The following is a 15,178-nucleotide window of genomic DNA, read 5'->3' on the forward strand; positions in this document are numbered from 1 at the left end:
ACCGCAACGCGGTCGGCCATTCCACGCCGGGCCGGTGAGTTCCCTCACCGGACCCTCCCGGCGCATTACTCTTGCGAGCCGATGGACCCCTTGGTCGACCCCACCGACGATCCCTCCGTGGACGACGGTCACCGCCGCGGACGGATCCTCTGGGCCCTGGCCACCTGCATGGCGGAGAAGGGGTACCAGGCCACCACGATCTCCGACATCGCGCGCGAGGGCCGGGTGTCGAAGACGATCGTCTACGCCCACTTCCGCGACAAGGAGGAGTGCCTCCTCGAGCTCTACAGCCGGGCCAACGAGAAGGTGCTCGACACGGTGCGCCGGGCGCAGGAGCAGGCGCACGCGGCCGGGCTCCCCTGGCGCGGCCGGCTGCGCGCGGGCATCGGCGCCTACCTGGAGACGCTCGCCGCCGGGCCGGCCGTCGCCTGGGCGGCGCTGGTCGAGGTGCAGGCGGCCGGCCCGCGGGCCCGGGCGCTGCGCCGGCAGGTGTTCGACCAGTACGTCGACCTCATCTGCGAGGTGGCCGGCGGGCTGGCGCAGGACCACCCCGACGAGGTGCGCCCGGTCGGTCGGGAACTGGTGCTCGCCGCAGTGGGCGGCGTCAACGAGCTGATGCTGGCACGGGTGGAACGCGGGGAGGCCGCGCAGCTGTCCGAGGACGTCGACGCCGCCACGGCGACGGTGGTCGGGCTGCTCGAGCGCCGTCCCTAGCGGTGTCCGAGGTGGTACCGGCGGGTACTACCGCTCGGTAGCCGCGCTGTCTACGCTGCCCCGGAACCCGGGTCACAGTGGACGGAGCCCCATGAGCGCACCCCCGCGCGTCGACGCCGGCGCGCCTGCGGAGGCACCGTCGCGTCCGGGGACCGCCGTCGTGCAGCTGCGCATCGACCGGGCGACCGTCGTCCCGGTGGTCGCGGCCGTGCTCATCGCCGGGCACCTCGCCCTCCGGGGCTGGGCCGCGGCGAGCGGCTGGCTCACCGGGCCGGACTTCCTCGCGGCCGCGGTGGCCGCCGGCCTGCCGGTCGACGTCCCCGGACCTCCCGGCGCCGTGGGCCTGGCCCGGGGCGTCGCGGCCATCGCCCCGCTGTCCTGGCCGGCGCTGGTGGGGCTCGAGCTCCTCGGGCAGCTGCTCGTGGACCTCCTCCTGTACCGGCTGCTGGTCGAGCTGTTCGGCCGCCGGCCGACGGTGCTGCTCCCGCTGACGGTCTACCTGACCAGCTCGCTCACGCTCGTGGGCGGGACGTGGTGGAGCGCGGCCGTGGTGCAGCTCCCGCTCCAGCTGGCCCTCCTCGTCGCCGTCCGCGGGCACGTGCACTTCCTGCGCTCGAGCTCGCCCGCACGGGCCCTCACCAGCGCGCTGGCCGTCGCGGCCGGGGTGTTGTTCGCCGTGGAGGCCGCGCTGGTGCCGCTGCTGCTCCTGGCCGGCACCGTGCTCTGGGCGACCACCGGCCCGCTGCGGGCCAGGCTGCGCACCCTCGCCCGGTGGCGGATCGCCTGGGCGGCCCACGCCGCCGCCGTGGCCGTCGGCCTCGGCGCGCGCCTGCTCCTCTCCGATGACCCGCTCGTCGACGGGGCCGCCCTGGGCGAAGGCCTCCGCACGCTGCCCGGCGTCCTCGCGCACACGGTGCTCCCCGGTCTCGTCGGCGGCCCCTGGCGCTGGGAGACCGTGCTGGCGCCGCTGGCCACGCCCGACCCGCCGGTCGGCCTCGTCTGGGGCGCCCCCGTGGCCCTGGCCGTGGTGGTCCTCGCGTCCGTGCTGGTCCGCCGGGGGGCGCTGCGCGCCTGGCTGCTCGCCGCGGTGGTCGTCGTCACCGCCGTGATCGGCGCCGCGTCCTCCGGCGCCACGGCGGGTGCGGTGGCGGCCGACCTGGTTCCGCCGGCCACCACGGCCCTCGTGGCGGCGCTGGCGGTCGGGCTCGCCTTCCTGCCGGTCCGGGAGGCACCCACCGTCCTGATCCGACGGGCCTGGACCACCCGCGGCCGGACGGCCGAGGCAACGGCTCGGCTCACGCGCACCGGAGTCGCACTGGGGGTCGCCTCGGCCCTCCTCGCCGGGGCCGTGCTCTCGACCGCCGGCTTCGCCCGGCACTGGTCGACCAACGCCGGCCGCGACTTCGTCGACAACGCCAAGGGGGCGCTGACCGGGCGCGTCGACCTCGTCCTCGCCGATGCCCCGGTGCCCGAGCACGTCGTCCCCGAGCGGCTGGCGCCGGCCAACCGCGCGTCGGTCGTCCTGGCCGGCCTCCCCCGGCTCCCACCCTTCCTGGCCGAGGGGCAGGTCGTCGACGAGGTGGTGGCCCTGGACGACCAGGGCCACGGCCAGCTGGCCGTCGTCGACCCCGTGAGCACGTCCGGCTCCGGGCCCACCCCGGACTGCGGCTGGCCCGCCGGGGAGGAACCGGCCGAGGTACAGCTGCCGCGGGGGACGCCCGACGACCGGTGGCTGGTGCAGATCGCCTACTTCGCCGGGGTGGGGAACCTGGTGACCGTGCGGGCCGGGGACACCGTGGGTGCCGGCCTCGCGGAGGCGGGGGTCCACAACCTGTTCGTGCAGGTGAGCGGCCCCGTCGACAGCGTCGTCATCGAGGTGGCCGACCCCCAGGCCCCGCTGTGCGTCGCGTCGGTGGCCGTCGGACAGCCCCTGGCCCTCACCCCCGGCGGGAACTGACCGTGCGCTATCCGGCGCTCAACGGCCTCCGCGCGCTCGCGGCCACCGCCGTGGTCACCACGCACGCGGCCTTCTGGACCGGCTCGTACACCGCCGACACCGGTGGCTACGCCCTGGCCCGGCTGGACGTCGGCGTCGCGGTGTTCTTCGCGCTCTCGGGCTTCCTGCTCTCCCAGCCGCTCTTCCGCGCCGCGGCGGAGGGGCGTCCGGCGCCACGCACCGCCGCCTTCCTGTGGCGACGGGCGCTGCGCATCCTGCCGGCGTACTGGGTGTGCGTCGTCCTGGCCATGCTGTTCCTCCCCGGGAACCGGGAGATGGGCGGCGGTGACTGGTTGCGCTTCCTCACCCTCACCCAGATCTACTCGCGCAGCTGGCACGCCGACGGCCTGGACCACGCCTGGAGCCTGTGCACCGAGGTCTCCTTCTACGTCCTGCTCCCCCTGATCGTCGCCGGGCTGCTCCGGCTCAGCGGCGGTCGGTGGCGACCCGGGCTCCTGCTGGCCGCGCTGGCCGTGGCCTCCCTCCTGGGTTTCGCCTGGTTCGCCTGGGCGGCCTCGGACCCGTACCTGCTCGGTTCGCTGACGCTGTGGCTGCCGGCCTACGCGTCGTGGTTCGGGGCGGGCATGGCGATCGCGGTGCTCTCCGTGGCCTCGCCCGACTGGGCGCCGGTCCGCTGGGCGCACGAGCTGGGCGGCAGCCCGTGGACGTGCTGGGGCGCGGCCGCGGCGCTGTTCTGGGTGGCGGCCGGGCCGTTCACCGGGCCCGTCGACCTCTCCTCGGCGCTGACCGCCGGACAGGGGATCACCAAGCACGTGCTCTACACGGGCGTCGCCGCGCTGGCGGTCTGGCCGCTGGTGTTCGGCGACCAGACGGCGGGCCGGGGACGCCGCTTCCTCGCCAGCCGCCCGCTGGACTGGCTGGGTGAGCGCTCCTACGGGCTGTTCCTCTTCCACATGCCGCTGCTGATCGTCCTGTGGGACGTCTTCACCCACCCGCTCGTGGTCGTGCTTCCGGTGACGTGGCTCGTCGCCGTCGCGGTCGCCGCGGTGGTCTACCGCGTGATCGAGCGACCGCTCGTGCTGCGCGGGCGCAACCTCGTCCCCGACCGCCCGGGCGCCCGGGCGGACGGCGCCGGCACGGGCGCGGGCGGCCACGCGGCCGGCATCCCCGCCGGACCGACCCCGCCGGCGGGGGCGACGCGCGGCTGACCTGGGCTCACCCCTCCCGGTGGCGGCCGCCGACCGGCGCCGTACGGATCCACCGCGGCGGGTCGGGCAGCACCCCGGCGACGACGGCGGCAACGGCGACCAGCGCGCACACCTGGCGCACCGTCGACGTGCTGCCGGGGGCGAGCAGCAGGAGCGCACCCGACACGGCCAGCGCGCCGGCGGCCGCCCCGCCGAGGACCAGGTGGCGGTGCCGTCCGGCGCAGCGACCGGCGACGTAGGCGACCGCCAGCGCACCGATCCCCACCGGCCCACCGACCAGCGCGATGCCCGCCACCGCCGCGAGCACGAGCACGGCTGCCGCAGCCCGGCTCCCGCCGCGCTCGGGGCGGGCCCTGCGGGGGCGCGCGGGCAGAGCCGCGAGCGCACCGAGCAGGAGCACGGCACCCGCCCCGACCCCGAGCGCCGTCCGGTAGGCGGAACCGGGACCGAAATCGAGGGCGACCGTCCCGGCCGGGCCCGGTGGCAGCACGTACCCCTGCTGCCACCCGTCCACCGCCACCTTCTCCAGGGGCCGCCCGTCGAGGGTCGCGCTCCAGCCCGGGTTGGTGTTCTCCGGCACCACGAGGAGCGTGCTCTCGCCACGGGCGCCGACCTCGACCCGGCGGTGCTCGGCGTCCCAGCGGACCACATCGGCCGGCCGCCGGTCGATCCCGTCCGCGGGGGCGCCGGACCTCGTCAGCGTCGCCGTGTCGACGGTCAGCAGGTCGGTGCCGGGAGCGACCAGCCGGTGCTCGCCGCCGGCGAGGCTCACGGTCCCCTCGTCCCCGCAGACCGAGAGCTGCAGCGGCTGCAACGAGGCGAGCGCGCCGACGGTGGTGCGGGCGGAGGTGCGGAACGTCGTCCCGTCCACGGTGACCACGGGCCCCTCCGCGCACGGAACCACGACCGGCGCCTCGAGTTGCGGCGCAGGATTCGGCTCGCCCACCTGCAGTTCGCTGACGCCGATGCCGAGCCGCTCGGTCGTGCGGCTGTAGGGGTCGAACGACGACAGTTCGAGCGGCCGCCGGAGGCCGACCAGCAGCCGGTCGGTGGTGATCGGGGCGAACCGGACGCTGCCGTCGTCGTCGAGGGCGAGGAGCGCGGGCAGGCCGCCGCCGGCCTCGATCGTCACCGCGGTCGGGACCGCAGCCGCCAGACCGGCACGGGTGACGATCCGCACCGAGTCGACCGTGCGGGGTTCGCTCCACCGGAGCTCGAGCGAGGGGGTCCCGTCAGCGCGATCGGCGAGCCACGCGGTGCCCGGATCGCCGTCCACGGCGGCCGCGGCGCTGCCTCGGGGATCCTCGACGGCGCTGCTGCTCGCCGTCACCGCCACGTCGGTCCCCCGGATCCGGGCGAGGAGCGCGTCGAGCGCGGGGCCCGGCCGCGGCACCGCCGTCACGGACAGCTCGTAGGCGGCCGGCCGGGTCACGGTGAAGGCCCGGTCCAGCCCCTGCGGCTCCTCCGCCCCGGTGGGCAGCGCGGCCGCGCAGCGGGGGCCGTCCGCGGCCACGAGGCAGCCGGCGCGGCCCGGACCGGAGGTGTCGAACGCGTACACGTCGACCTGCCCGGCCGGTTCCGGCGTGACGACGGTGCGGCTCACCGCGACGCCGGGCAGCTCGACTTCGGCCAGCGCGAGGACCCCGGCCGCTCCCCCGGAGGGAGCGATGGTCAGCGAGGTCGTGCGCCCCGGTGGCAGGGGCAGCTGCTGCGGCTGGTCGGTGTCCTGCACTGCCACGTCGAAGGCGCCGGCGTCGGTGGTGAGCCGGATCCGGTGCGGCAGCTCCGCGGCCGACGGATCCAGCGTGACGGTGACGGTGCCGGCGAGGAACTCCGCATCGGTCTCCAGCCGCCACCACAGGGCCCCCGGCTCCGTCGCGTCGTCGGCAGGGCGCCACGCCGTCCGCGGATCGCCGTCCACCGCCGCCCACGGCGAGGCGTCGGGTCGGGCGCCGCCGCTGGTGCCGGGGTCCGAGGCGGAGCTCCCCGCGCTCGGTGTACCCCCGCTGTACCGGACGGTGCTGAGGGCCGGCCCCGCCACCGGGTAGTCGGTCGCCACGCCGGCCAGCCGGAGCGGATCGTCCGGGGAGAGCCCCGCCGACTCGGCGCCGGTCAGCCGACCGAAGGTGCGTTCCCGCCGGACCAGTGCGTCACTGACCATGGTCGCGCCGGTTGCCCCCGCGACGTCGGCGCCCGCGAGCACCGCCGGCCGGCCCTCGATCAGCTCCTGCTCCTCCAGCGCCAGCACCGCATCCGGACCGCCGTGCACGGTGACCGCGTCGGACAGCGGCGCGGTCCATGCCGTCGGCGCCGGGTCGCTCACGGTGAAGATCTGCACCGCCGGGCTGGGCTCCTGGAGTCCGGCGTCGAAGCGCGTGCCCGCGACCGGCATCTCCGCGGGGTGGTCCGGTCCGAACTCGGCGACCAGCTCGATGCCCGGGGAGTCGCGCAGCGCCTGGCGCACGAGCGCAGGACGGGTGGCACCGGCCGGGCCGGCGTCGAGGTCGTTGCGCAGCACCAGGTGCGAGATGCCGGCGCGGGCGAGGAACCGGGTCAGCCCCGCGGACCCCGCGCCGCGGGCCAGCCGCTCCTCCACCGCGTCGAGGAGGCGGATGTGCGCGGGCGGGGTCAGCGGGATCGCGCTGCGCACCTCCCAGGGGGACTCCGCCAGGGCCTGCAGGGGCTCGTCGCCGGTGGACCCCCACGCGTAGGTGGCGAACGACGACCCCGGCACCAGCAGTGCCCGCCCGCTGGGCTGCGCGTCCGCGAGGTAGTCGGCGGTCTCCTGCCAGTAGGAGGGGATCGCCACGAAGGCCCCCTGCGCGGGGATTCGGTCGGCCAGCGCGGGCGAGGTGGTGGCGAGGAGCGCCAGGGCGAGCAGCGCGAGGGTGGCGCGCGCCCCTTCGCGGCCCGCCCGCCCCCACCAGGCCGGGCGCCCGGACCGGGCCGTCCGGTGCTCGCGCGCCCGACGGAGCAGCACGGCGAGCAGGTGGGCCAGCCCGAGGACCAGCGGCAACCGGAGGACGGGTTCGAACTTGTGCACGTTGCGGAGCGGGGCCAGCACGCCGTCCAGGGCATCGTGCAGCCGGCCGGCGAGCAGCCCGTCGACGGCCGCGAGATGACCGAGCGAGACGAGGGCGACCCCGGCGAGCAGCCCGAGCACCAGCCAGGTCCGCTCCGGCAGGCCCCTGCGGGTCAGCGCGAACAGCCCGGCGGCGGCCAGGACCACCGTGGCGGCGACGGGTAACGCGTCCCGCGCCAGCGCCCAGCCCGACGGCCAGTAGGGACCGGTGGGCGTGGCGAGGTAGGGGACCCAGTGGGAGGCCCCGCGCAGGATCGTCGTCAGATCCGTCGGGGCCGTGGTGGTCGCGGCCGTCTCGATGTAGTCGAGGAACGGCGGGCTGTACCGACCCAGGAGCAGCAGGGGGACGGCCCACCAGCTGGACGCGAGCGCCACGGCGGCCACCCACCAGGCCGCCAGCCGCCGGCGGAAGGGGCCCGGCTGGCGGGTGAGGAGGTAGAGCACCGGCAGCGGCAGGACGGCAGCGGTGGCCACCGCGTTCACCCCGCCGACGCAGAACACCGCGAGGCCCGAGAGCGCTGCCGCGCGGCGTGCCGAGCCGTGCCCGGCGGCCCCGACGAGGGGCAGCAGCACCCACGGCGCGAGCGCCATCGGGAGCACCTCGATGCTGACCGAGCCCACGAGGGAGACCATCCGGGGCGCGAGCGCATAGGCCAGCCCGGCCAGCAGCGCGGTGGCCGGCGTGCCGATCCCCAGCCGGCGGGCCAGGAACACCACGCCCAGGAACGCGGTGCACAGGAGCACCGCCCACCAGAGCCGCTGGACCAACCACAGGGGGATGCCGGCGCCCTGGCCGAGGACGAAGAACGGCCCCATGGGGAACAGGTAGCCGTAGGCCTGGTTCTGCACCTGGCCCGCGAACCCTTCGGGCTCCCACAGCTGCAGCGCCCGGGACAGGAAGCCCGCGGGGTCGACGTAGAGGTCGACCTTGGTGTCGGGGACCAGGCGGCCGGACGACTGCGTCAGCGCGAGCGCGGTCAGGGCAGCGCACACGGTGGCCAGCCGGACGCGCCACACGAGGCTGCTGCCACCGCTGCGGACGGCCGGCGGCACGGGCGCCGGGGAACGCGCGGAGCCCGCCGGACGGGATCCGGCGGGCTCGCGCGCGAGGGTCGTGGCCATGGGTGCACCTCCGGAGGGGGCACCCCCTCCCCGGCCGATCAGTGGCCGGTGGCCGCCCGCGGACCGCCGTCGGCGTGCGCCGGCCGGCCGCTGCGCCGGTCCCGGGCCACGAGGACGGCCCCGCCCACGAGCAGGACCAGACCCACCCCTCCGAGCACCAGGGGAACGGTCTGCTGGATGAGGGTGATCTGGCTGCGGTTGTCCTCGGCGCGCTGCACCCCGTCGGCGATGGTCTCCTCCGTGCCGCTGAAGGTGCCGGCCAGCATCGTCACGCCGGTGGTGCCGTCGGGCCCGCGCAGCACCGTGTTCGGCGACTCGGACGCCGTCACGACGACGCCGCTGGTCGGCTCGACCCAGACGGTCCGCTCGTTGCTGTAGACCACCTGGGCCTCGACGGTGCCCGCGTCGGGGTCACCCACGAGCGTGCCGGGGACCTCGGTCTCCCGGATCACGGTCTCGGGCACCGTCGTGACGAACTTGTAGACCTCGAGCCCCTCCAGCTCCTCGACGCCCTCGAAGCGGGCGGGGAACGCCTTGCCCGTGGTGGGGTTGAACAGCTCGTAGTCGCGCTGCTCGGTGCCGAAGGGGAACGTGAGGGTGAGCCCTTCGACGTCCTTGCTGCGGTCGTCGTCGACGTGGTCGGAGTCGCAGTCGACGGCCACGGCCTCGGTGCGGTCCAGGCAGACCCGGTAGGTGGAGGCGTTGAGCAGCGTCCCGTCGGTACCGCTCACCGTCGACCCGAAGCTCCAGACGGCGACGTCGTCGCCGGCATCCGCGGAGTCCGGATCGCCCTGCACGCGCTGCTGGACCTCCGCCTCCAGACCCCGCAGCTGCCGCATCTCGCCCAGGTCGAAGAAGCTCACGCCGCTACCGGAGGCGGTGGGCTCCGCCGTCTGGTCCAGCGGCAGCTTCACCATGGTGGGCGCCAGGATCAGCCGCACGGAGAGCGCCGCGGCGATCAGGAACGCCCCCGCACCCAGCAAGATCAGCCCGATGACGCGTCCTCGCATGCGGTTGGCTCCTCTGCATCGGCGCGACAGCTCCACTGGCATCGCGGCGCGGCAACACTACTGGCGGGTAGCCAAAAGGCAAAGACCAGCCGATACGAGGCAGTACCACGCCCAACCGGCTGGCGGATACCGCGCCGTACCAGGCCCGCCGCCTCCTCACCCGGTCGGGCGACTCGGACGCAGGTAACCCCGGGTACCGGGGGCGGCGGATCGCACTGGTGCGGTTCCGGGAACCGCTCCGCGGCGGCGTGGCTCACCGGCGGCGCATCACCACGACGAGGTTCCAGCAGACGACCTCCCGCAGCAGTGGCACCGCCACGACCCAGCGCGCCCACCACGGGTGGTACCGCGGGTAGGTCGTGACGACGTCGACGTCCGGGCAGCGCCGCGCCCACCGCAGTGCGGCCCCCACGGACACCGGGAACAGCGACTCGCCGAACCGGTTCTTCGGCTCCCGGCCCTCGCGGCGCCGGTACCGGCGTCGCGCCCGGTGCCCGCCCAGGTAGTGCCAGGGCCCGGTCTCGTGGCCGCCGTGCGGGGACCACCAGGGGGTGAAGGAGAGGAAGATCGTTCCCCCGGGCCTCGTCACGCGGACCATCTCGGCCGTCATGGTCCAGGGGTGCGCGACGTGCTCCAGCACGTTCGACGAGTAGCAGACGTCCACGCTGCCGGTGCGGATCGGCAGCGCCTCGCCGCTCCCGCGGACCGTGCCGGACTCCGGCTCCCCCCGGGCGACGAGCTCGCCGGCGTCGGGCTCCAGCCCCGTGTAACGGGCCCCGGCCGCCCGGAACTCCCGGGCGAAGTACCCCGGGCCGCCGCCGACGTCGAGCACGGCCCTCCCCCGCAGGTCGACGTGCTCCGCGAGCTGCCGCACGGAGTCCCGGGCCAGCGTTCCGTAGAACAGGTCCGGGTCGGACTGCTCCCGGAGAAATGCCCGGAAAAGTGTGATCGACCGGGCGAACGTGGCGGTGCGCGCCATTCCTGTAGCACCCCATCCTCTCGGTGAAGGGACTGGCCGAAAGCCTGGTACCGGCGGGTACTCTCCCGCGGTGCCCATGCGATCAACGGCGATCGACGTCCTCTTCGTCAACTGGCGGGACCTGAGCCACCCCGAGGGCGGGGGCTCCGAACGGTACGTCCACCGCATGGCGGAGGGGCTCGCGGCCACGGGCCTGCGCGTCACGCTGTTCTGCGCGGCCCACGAGCGGGCCCCGGCCGAGGAGACGCTCAACGGCGTCCGGGTGGTGCGCCGCGGCGGACGGTTCTCGGTGTACCCCCACGCCCTCGCGTTCGTCCGGCGGCACCGGCCCCGACTGGTGGTCGACGTGCAGAACGGCCTGCCGTTCGCCAGCACGCTGGTGACCCGGGCCCCGGTCCTCAACCTCGTGCACCACGTGCACCGCGAGCAGTGGCCCATCGTGTTCGGGCGGTTCGGCGGTGCGCTCGGCTGGTGGCTGGAGTCCCGGGTGGCCCCGGCGGTGTACCGCCGGTCCCCGTACATCGCCGTCTCCCGGGCCACGGCCGCCGAGCTCGTCGGGCTGGGCGTGGCGGCCGACCGGATCGCCGTCGTGCCCAACGGTGTCGAGGAGCCGCCGCCGGTGACGTCCCGGCCCTCCCCCACGCCCAGGCTGGTGGTGCTGTGCCGCCTCGTCCCGCACAAGCGGGTGGAGCACGCCCTCGAGGTGGTGGCCAGGCTGCGTCCGCGGTGGCCGGACCTGCGGCTGTCCGTCATCGGTGAGGGATGGTGGGGCGACGAGCTGCGGGCCGCGGCGGAGCGGCTCGGTGTCCGCGAGCTCGTGGACTTCCACGGCTACCTCGACGAGCAGGTCAAGCACGAGGAGCTGGCCCGGGCCTGGGTGCACCTGTGCCCGTCGGTCAAGGAGGGCTGGGGCCTGGTGGTGACCGAGGCCGGGGCGCACCGGGTGCCGACGGTGGGGTACCGGTCGGCCGGTGGCCTGCGGGAGTCGGTGGTCGACGGTCGGACGGGGGTGCTCGTCGACGACCTCGACGAGATGGTCGAGGCCGTGGAGCGACTGCTCGCGGGCGAGGCGACCCGCCGCCGGATGGGCGAGGCCGCCGCCCGACACGCAGCGGGGTACAGCTGGGACGCGAGCGTGAAGGGCTTCGCCGACGTGCTGTCGGCAGCTGTCGCTGTCAGGCGGTCAGCGCGCGCCGTAGTCGAGGACGTCGACCTGCTGGCCGGCCTGCTCGAGGGAGTTGTCGGGGTCGACCGCGGCGGAGACACCGGCAACGGCGGCGACGGCGAGACCGGCCCCGCCACCGAGGGCGATCACGACGGCGATGAGGGTCTTCATCGGGGGGCTCGCTTCCGCAGGAGTCGACGACGGCCCGTCACGCTAGATGTCCCGGCGAAGATCCACAACAGCGAGCCCACGCAGACCCCGAGCGCCACCGCGTGAGCGGCCACCACCGCCGTCACCCGGACGGAGGACGGCTCGGGCGCCGGCCGGGCGCCGGGCACCCGGTGCAGCCGGAGATCGGGACCGTCCACCACCAGCGGCAACCCGATCACGGCGGCGGGCACGGGGCGGCCGGGGGTGCCCCGTTCGACGAGCACCCAACCGATGCCGAGGTCGGCGAGCGCCCGCGGGTCGTCGACGGCCGCGGCCACCGCGCGCGCCCGCTGGTCCTCCCCCGCCACCGCCCGGCCACCGACCACGAGCTCGTCGTCGGTGACGGTCGGGCGAGGCAGCCAGCGAGGCGCCGGATCCAGCAGCGGCCGGCCCGCGTTCCACTCGAACGCCCGGTAGCTGCCGAAGGGCAGCACGAGGACGTCGCCGGTGGCGTCCTCGGCCGACAACCGCTCGCGGACCCGTTCCCAGTCGGCCGGGTAGCTGACCGGCTGCAGCCGGCCCCCGGCGCCCCAGGCCAGGTCCGGCAGGGCGACCAGCGGGAGCGCCAGCACGGCCGCGACGGCGACCCCGCCCAGGCCCGGCGAACCGCTCCGCGCCGTGACCGCCGCGGCGAGGCGGCGGGCGCCGAGCCCGGTACCGACGGCCAGGGCCAGCGCCCACCACGCCGCCCACTTCTGCCCGTCCCGCAGCAGCCCGGCGCCCGGCACCGTCCGCACCACCCACTCGAACAGGTCGGCGAGGCCGGGGACGGCGCCGGCACAGGCCAGCACCACGCCGGCTGCGGCGAGCAGCAGCAGCCGGCGCGCGGGCCCGGTCAGCGCCTCCCGGGTGGTCCAGCCGACCGCGGCCACGGCCAGCAGCACCAGGGTGAGCAGCGGGACGAGCACCGAGGTGCGGCTGCCGGGGACCGCGCCGGCGTTCCAGATGCCGCCGGTCCCGAGCACCGACAGCAGCGTTCCGCCCCAGCCCTCCGGGCGCGCGGCGAAGGCGCCCACGCCCGCGGGATCGGAGGCGCCGCCCGCGGGGTGCAGCGCGCCGGCCACGATCCACGGCAGGGAGAGCACCAGGACCCCGCTCCCGGCCACGAGCAGCCGCTCGCGACCGACCAGCACGAGCACGAGGCCGGCGGCCAGCAGGGCGCCCGTCGGGGTGAGCGCCGCCGGCGCGCAGACCAGCAGCAGCCGGGGCAGGGCGCCCGGCAGGCGCTCGCGCACCCGCAGCGACGCCCGGGCGATCCAGGGCAGCGCGGCGTAGGCGAGCAGCAGCGCCCAGTGCCCCATGAGCAGCCGCTCGGCGAGGTAGGGGCTCCACCCGTACACCAGCCCCGCGACGGCGGCCGCGACTCCGCGCCGGCCGTCGGCACCCGGCGGAACCAGCCGCGCGGCGCCGAGGACGGCGGCGAAGACCGTGCCCAGGAGGACCGCCTTCTGCACCACGTCCCCGGGCACGACGGCCGTCAGCAGACCCATGACGGCGTCCACCGGCACGGCGCGCGGCAGGGAACCACCGAGGCCCAGGGCGTCCAGGTCGAGATCCTGCCTCGGTACGAACACCATGTCACGGAGGAGGACGAAGCCGGGGGCGAGCGCCGGACCGGTCACGAGCAGGGCCACGGCCAGCGCGAGCACCCGCGCGGGCCACGGCGATGCGTCGGGCCGGGCCCATCGCTGGTCCACGTGCGCTCGCACCTCCGTCCCGACAGCCGGCACGCCGGGCTCCCGGCGGACGAGCGCAGAGTATGGGGGTGAGCGCACTGGGATCGAGCAATCGCCGGCGGGACGTCGGCCCGGCGGCGCGGTCACCCCGTGCGCTCGGCTCGGCGGCCCTGGTGACCGTGGCATTCCTGGGCGCCAACGCGCTCGCCTACGTGTTCACCGTGCTCGCCGCCCGGCTGCTCGCCCCCGCCGCCTACGGGGAGCTCGCCGCGCTGCTGGGCGTCGTGCTCGTCGGCGCGGTGCCGGGCACCGGGGTCCAGACCACCGCCGCGCTGGTCCTCGGCGGACGCGCGGGCGACCCGCGGACGACCGGCCGGTTGCACAGCACCGCCCTGGCCGTGGGCCTGGGCGTCAGCGCCGGAGCGCTGGCGCTCGCACCCCTGCTGGTGGCCCTCCTGCACCTCCCCACCGCCGGCGCCGCGGTGTGGCTGGCGCTGCTGCTCCTCCCGCAGACCATGGTCGTGGGGTACCAGGGGCTGCTGCAGGGCGTGGGGCGGTTCCGCCGGCTGGCCGTCCTGACGGTGGCCTTCGGCGCGGGCAAGCTGAGCGGTGGGCTCGCCGGGTTGCTCATCGGCGGCAGCTCGTCGGGCGCGCTCGCCGGCATGACCGCCGGGGCGGCCCTCGCCGCGCTCGGCGGCTGGGTGGCCGCGGGCCGACCGGGGCTGGTGCGCGGCCTGGGCCGGCCCCTCGCCGCGTCGCTGCGGGCGGCCGGCGCGTTGCTCGGCCTGGTGGTGCTGCTCAACCTCGACGTGCTGCTGGCCCGCCACCACCTGCCCGGCGCGACGACGGGTGAGTACGCCGTCGCCTCGATCATCGCCAAGGTCGCGTTCTGGCTGCCGCAGGGCGTCGGCGTGGTCCTGCTCCCCCGGCTGGGCGACGCCGCCGGCCGGCACGCGGTGCTGCCTTCGGCGCTGGCCGCCGTGGCGGCCGTCGGCGCGCTGCTGACGGCCGGCACCGCCGCCCTGGGCGGAGCTGCCCTCCCGCTGATCGGGGGTGCGGCGTACGGCGACGAGCTCGGGAGCGCCACATGGCTCTTCGCGGCGCTGGGCACGCTGCTGGCGCTCGCCCAGCTGCTGCTGTTCTCCGGGATCGCCGCGGCCGACCGGCTCGCCGGCGTCGCGGTGTGGTCGGCCGCCGTCCTCGAGACGGTCGTGGTCTCGGCCCTCGCCGCCGCCGGCCGGTTGACGCTGCTCTCCCTGGTCTCCACGGCCCTGCTGACCGCCCTGCTGCTCGTGGGGGTGGGGCTGACCCGGCTGCACCGCGCCCGCGCGGTCCCCGCGATGACCGCCGACGGCGTGGTGCCGGCCCCGCGGGCGTGATCCACACCGCCGGGACGGGACGACTACTCGCGGGCCGGACAGGGCAGGAGGACCACGTCGTCGGTCGGCGGCCTCCGCGGGCGGCCGACCGCAGCCGTCCGTCCCCGAGACGAGAGGAGCGCCGCCCGTGGCGTCCGTCATCCATTACACGATCGCGACCGAGGCCGAGAAGAGCCCCGACTTCCGCCGGGTCCTGTGGACCGGCAAGAACACCCAGCTGGTCATCATGACCATCCCGCCGGGTGGGGAGATCGGCGAGGAGACGCACGAGGACATCGACCAGATCCTCACCTTCGTCAGCGGCATCGGTAAGGCCGTCATCTCGGGCAACGAGAAGAACGTCGCGCAGGGCGACCTGGTCGTCGTCCCCGCCGGCACGAAGCACAACTTCCTGAACACCGGCGAGAACCCGCTGGTGCTCTACACGGTCTACGGCCCGCCCGAGCATGCCGACGGCGCGGTGCACAAGACCAAGGAGGAGGCCGACGCCGCCGAGGAGTCGGGCGAGGACGAGCCGCCGACGTCCTGACCCCTCCGCAGGACCACCGGCCGGGGGGGGGGGGGGGGGGGGGGGGGGGGGGGGGGGGGGGGGGGGGGGGGGGGGGGGGGGGGGGGGGGGGGGGGGGGGGGGGGGGGGGGGGGGGGGGGGGGGGGGGGGGGGGGGGGGGGGGGGGGG

The 15,178-nt window shown here is 76.2% G+C and carries 10 protein-coding genes; 6 read left to right on the forward strand and 4 right to left on the reverse strand.

All coding sequences use genetic code 11. The features are described 5' to 3' along the window. Positions 1-81 precede the first annotated feature (81 nt). From ACI799_RS18555 to ACI799_RS18565, 3 genes are all read left to right on the forward strand, one after another. Positions 82-714, forward strand: a complete 633-nt coding sequence (locus ACI799_RS18555) for a TetR/AcrR family transcriptional regulator (protein ID WP_456613656.1) — start codon at positions 82-84, stop codon at positions 712-714. A gap of 91 nt (positions 715-805) precedes the next feature. Further along, the gene (locus tag ACI799_RS18560; protein ID WP_456613657.1) at positions 806-2,671 is read left to right on the forward strand and encodes a hypothetical protein; all 1,866 of its coding nucleotides are present in this window, start codon (positions 806-808) and stop codon (positions 2,669-2,671) included. Positions 2,672-2,673: 2 nt separating this feature from the next. Then, complete coding sequence (locus ACI799_RS18565; protein WP_456590730.1) at positions 2,674-3,879, forward strand: acyltransferase family protein; 1,206 nt, start codon at positions 2,674-2,676, stop codon at positions 3,877-3,879. Between the two features lie 7 nt (positions 3,880-3,886). Here the strand turns inward: ACI799_RS18565 and ACI799_RS18570 are convergent, their stop codons facing one another. The 3 genes from ACI799_RS18570 to ACI799_RS18580 form a co-directional block, all read right to left on the reverse strand. Beyond that, positions 3,887-8,083 (reverse strand): alpha-(1->3)-arabinofuranosyltransferase domain-containing protein, encoded by a 4,197-nt coding sequence (locus ACI799_RS18570; RefSeq protein ID WP_456613658.1) that lies wholly within the window; start codon positions 8,081-8,083, stop codon positions 3,887-3,889. 38 nt (positions 8,084-8,121) lie between these two features. Continuing rightward, positions 8,122-9,093, reverse strand: a complete 972-nt coding sequence (locus ACI799_RS18575; RefSeq protein ID WP_456613659.1) for a DUF3068 domain-containing protein — start codon at positions 9,091-9,093, stop codon at positions 8,122-8,124. A gap of 253 nt (positions 9,094-9,346) precedes the next feature. Then, entirely contained in the window at positions 9,347-10,072 is a 726-nt protein-coding gene (locus ACI799_RS18580; protein ID WP_456613660.1) for a class I SAM-dependent methyltransferase, read from the reverse strand. Positions 10,073-10,148: 76 nt separating this feature from the next. Between ACI799_RS18580 and ACI799_RS18585 the strand changes: the two genes are divergently transcribed. Next, on the forward strand, positions 10,149-11,513 hold the full coding sequence (locus ACI799_RS18585) for a glycosyltransferase family 4 protein (protein WP_456590737.1): 1,365 nt from the start codon (positions 10,149-10,151) through the stop codon (positions 11,511-11,513). Here the strand turns inward: ACI799_RS18585 and ACI799_RS18590 are convergent. After that, positions 11,405-13,144: a hypothetical protein gene (locus ACI799_RS18590; protein WP_456590734.1), complete on the reverse strand. Its 1,740-nt coding sequence runs from the start codon at positions 13,142-13,144 to the stop codon at positions 11,405-11,407. The genes ACI799_RS18585 and ACI799_RS18590 overlap by 109 nt on opposite strands. 68 nt (positions 13,145-13,212) lie before the next feature. On the opposite strand from ACI799_RS18590, the gene ACI799_RS18595 reads away from it, so the two are divergent. Together ACI799_RS18595 and ACI799_RS18600 are read left to right on the forward strand one after the other, a co-directional pair. Further along, entirely contained in the window at positions 13,213-14,502 is a 1,290-nt protein-coding gene (locus tag ACI799_RS18595; RefSeq protein WP_456613661.1) for a hypothetical protein, read from the forward strand. Between the two features lie 127 nt (positions 14,503-14,629). Then, a complete protein-coding gene (locus ACI799_RS18600; RefSeq protein ID WP_456590736.1) occupies positions 14,630-15,031 on the forward strand; it encodes a cupin domain-containing protein in 402 nt (133 codons plus the stop codon). Positions 15,032-15,178 lie beyond the last annotated feature (147 nt).

The sequence above is a fragment of the Blastococcus sp. SYSU DS0753 genome (genome assembly GCF_054051175.1).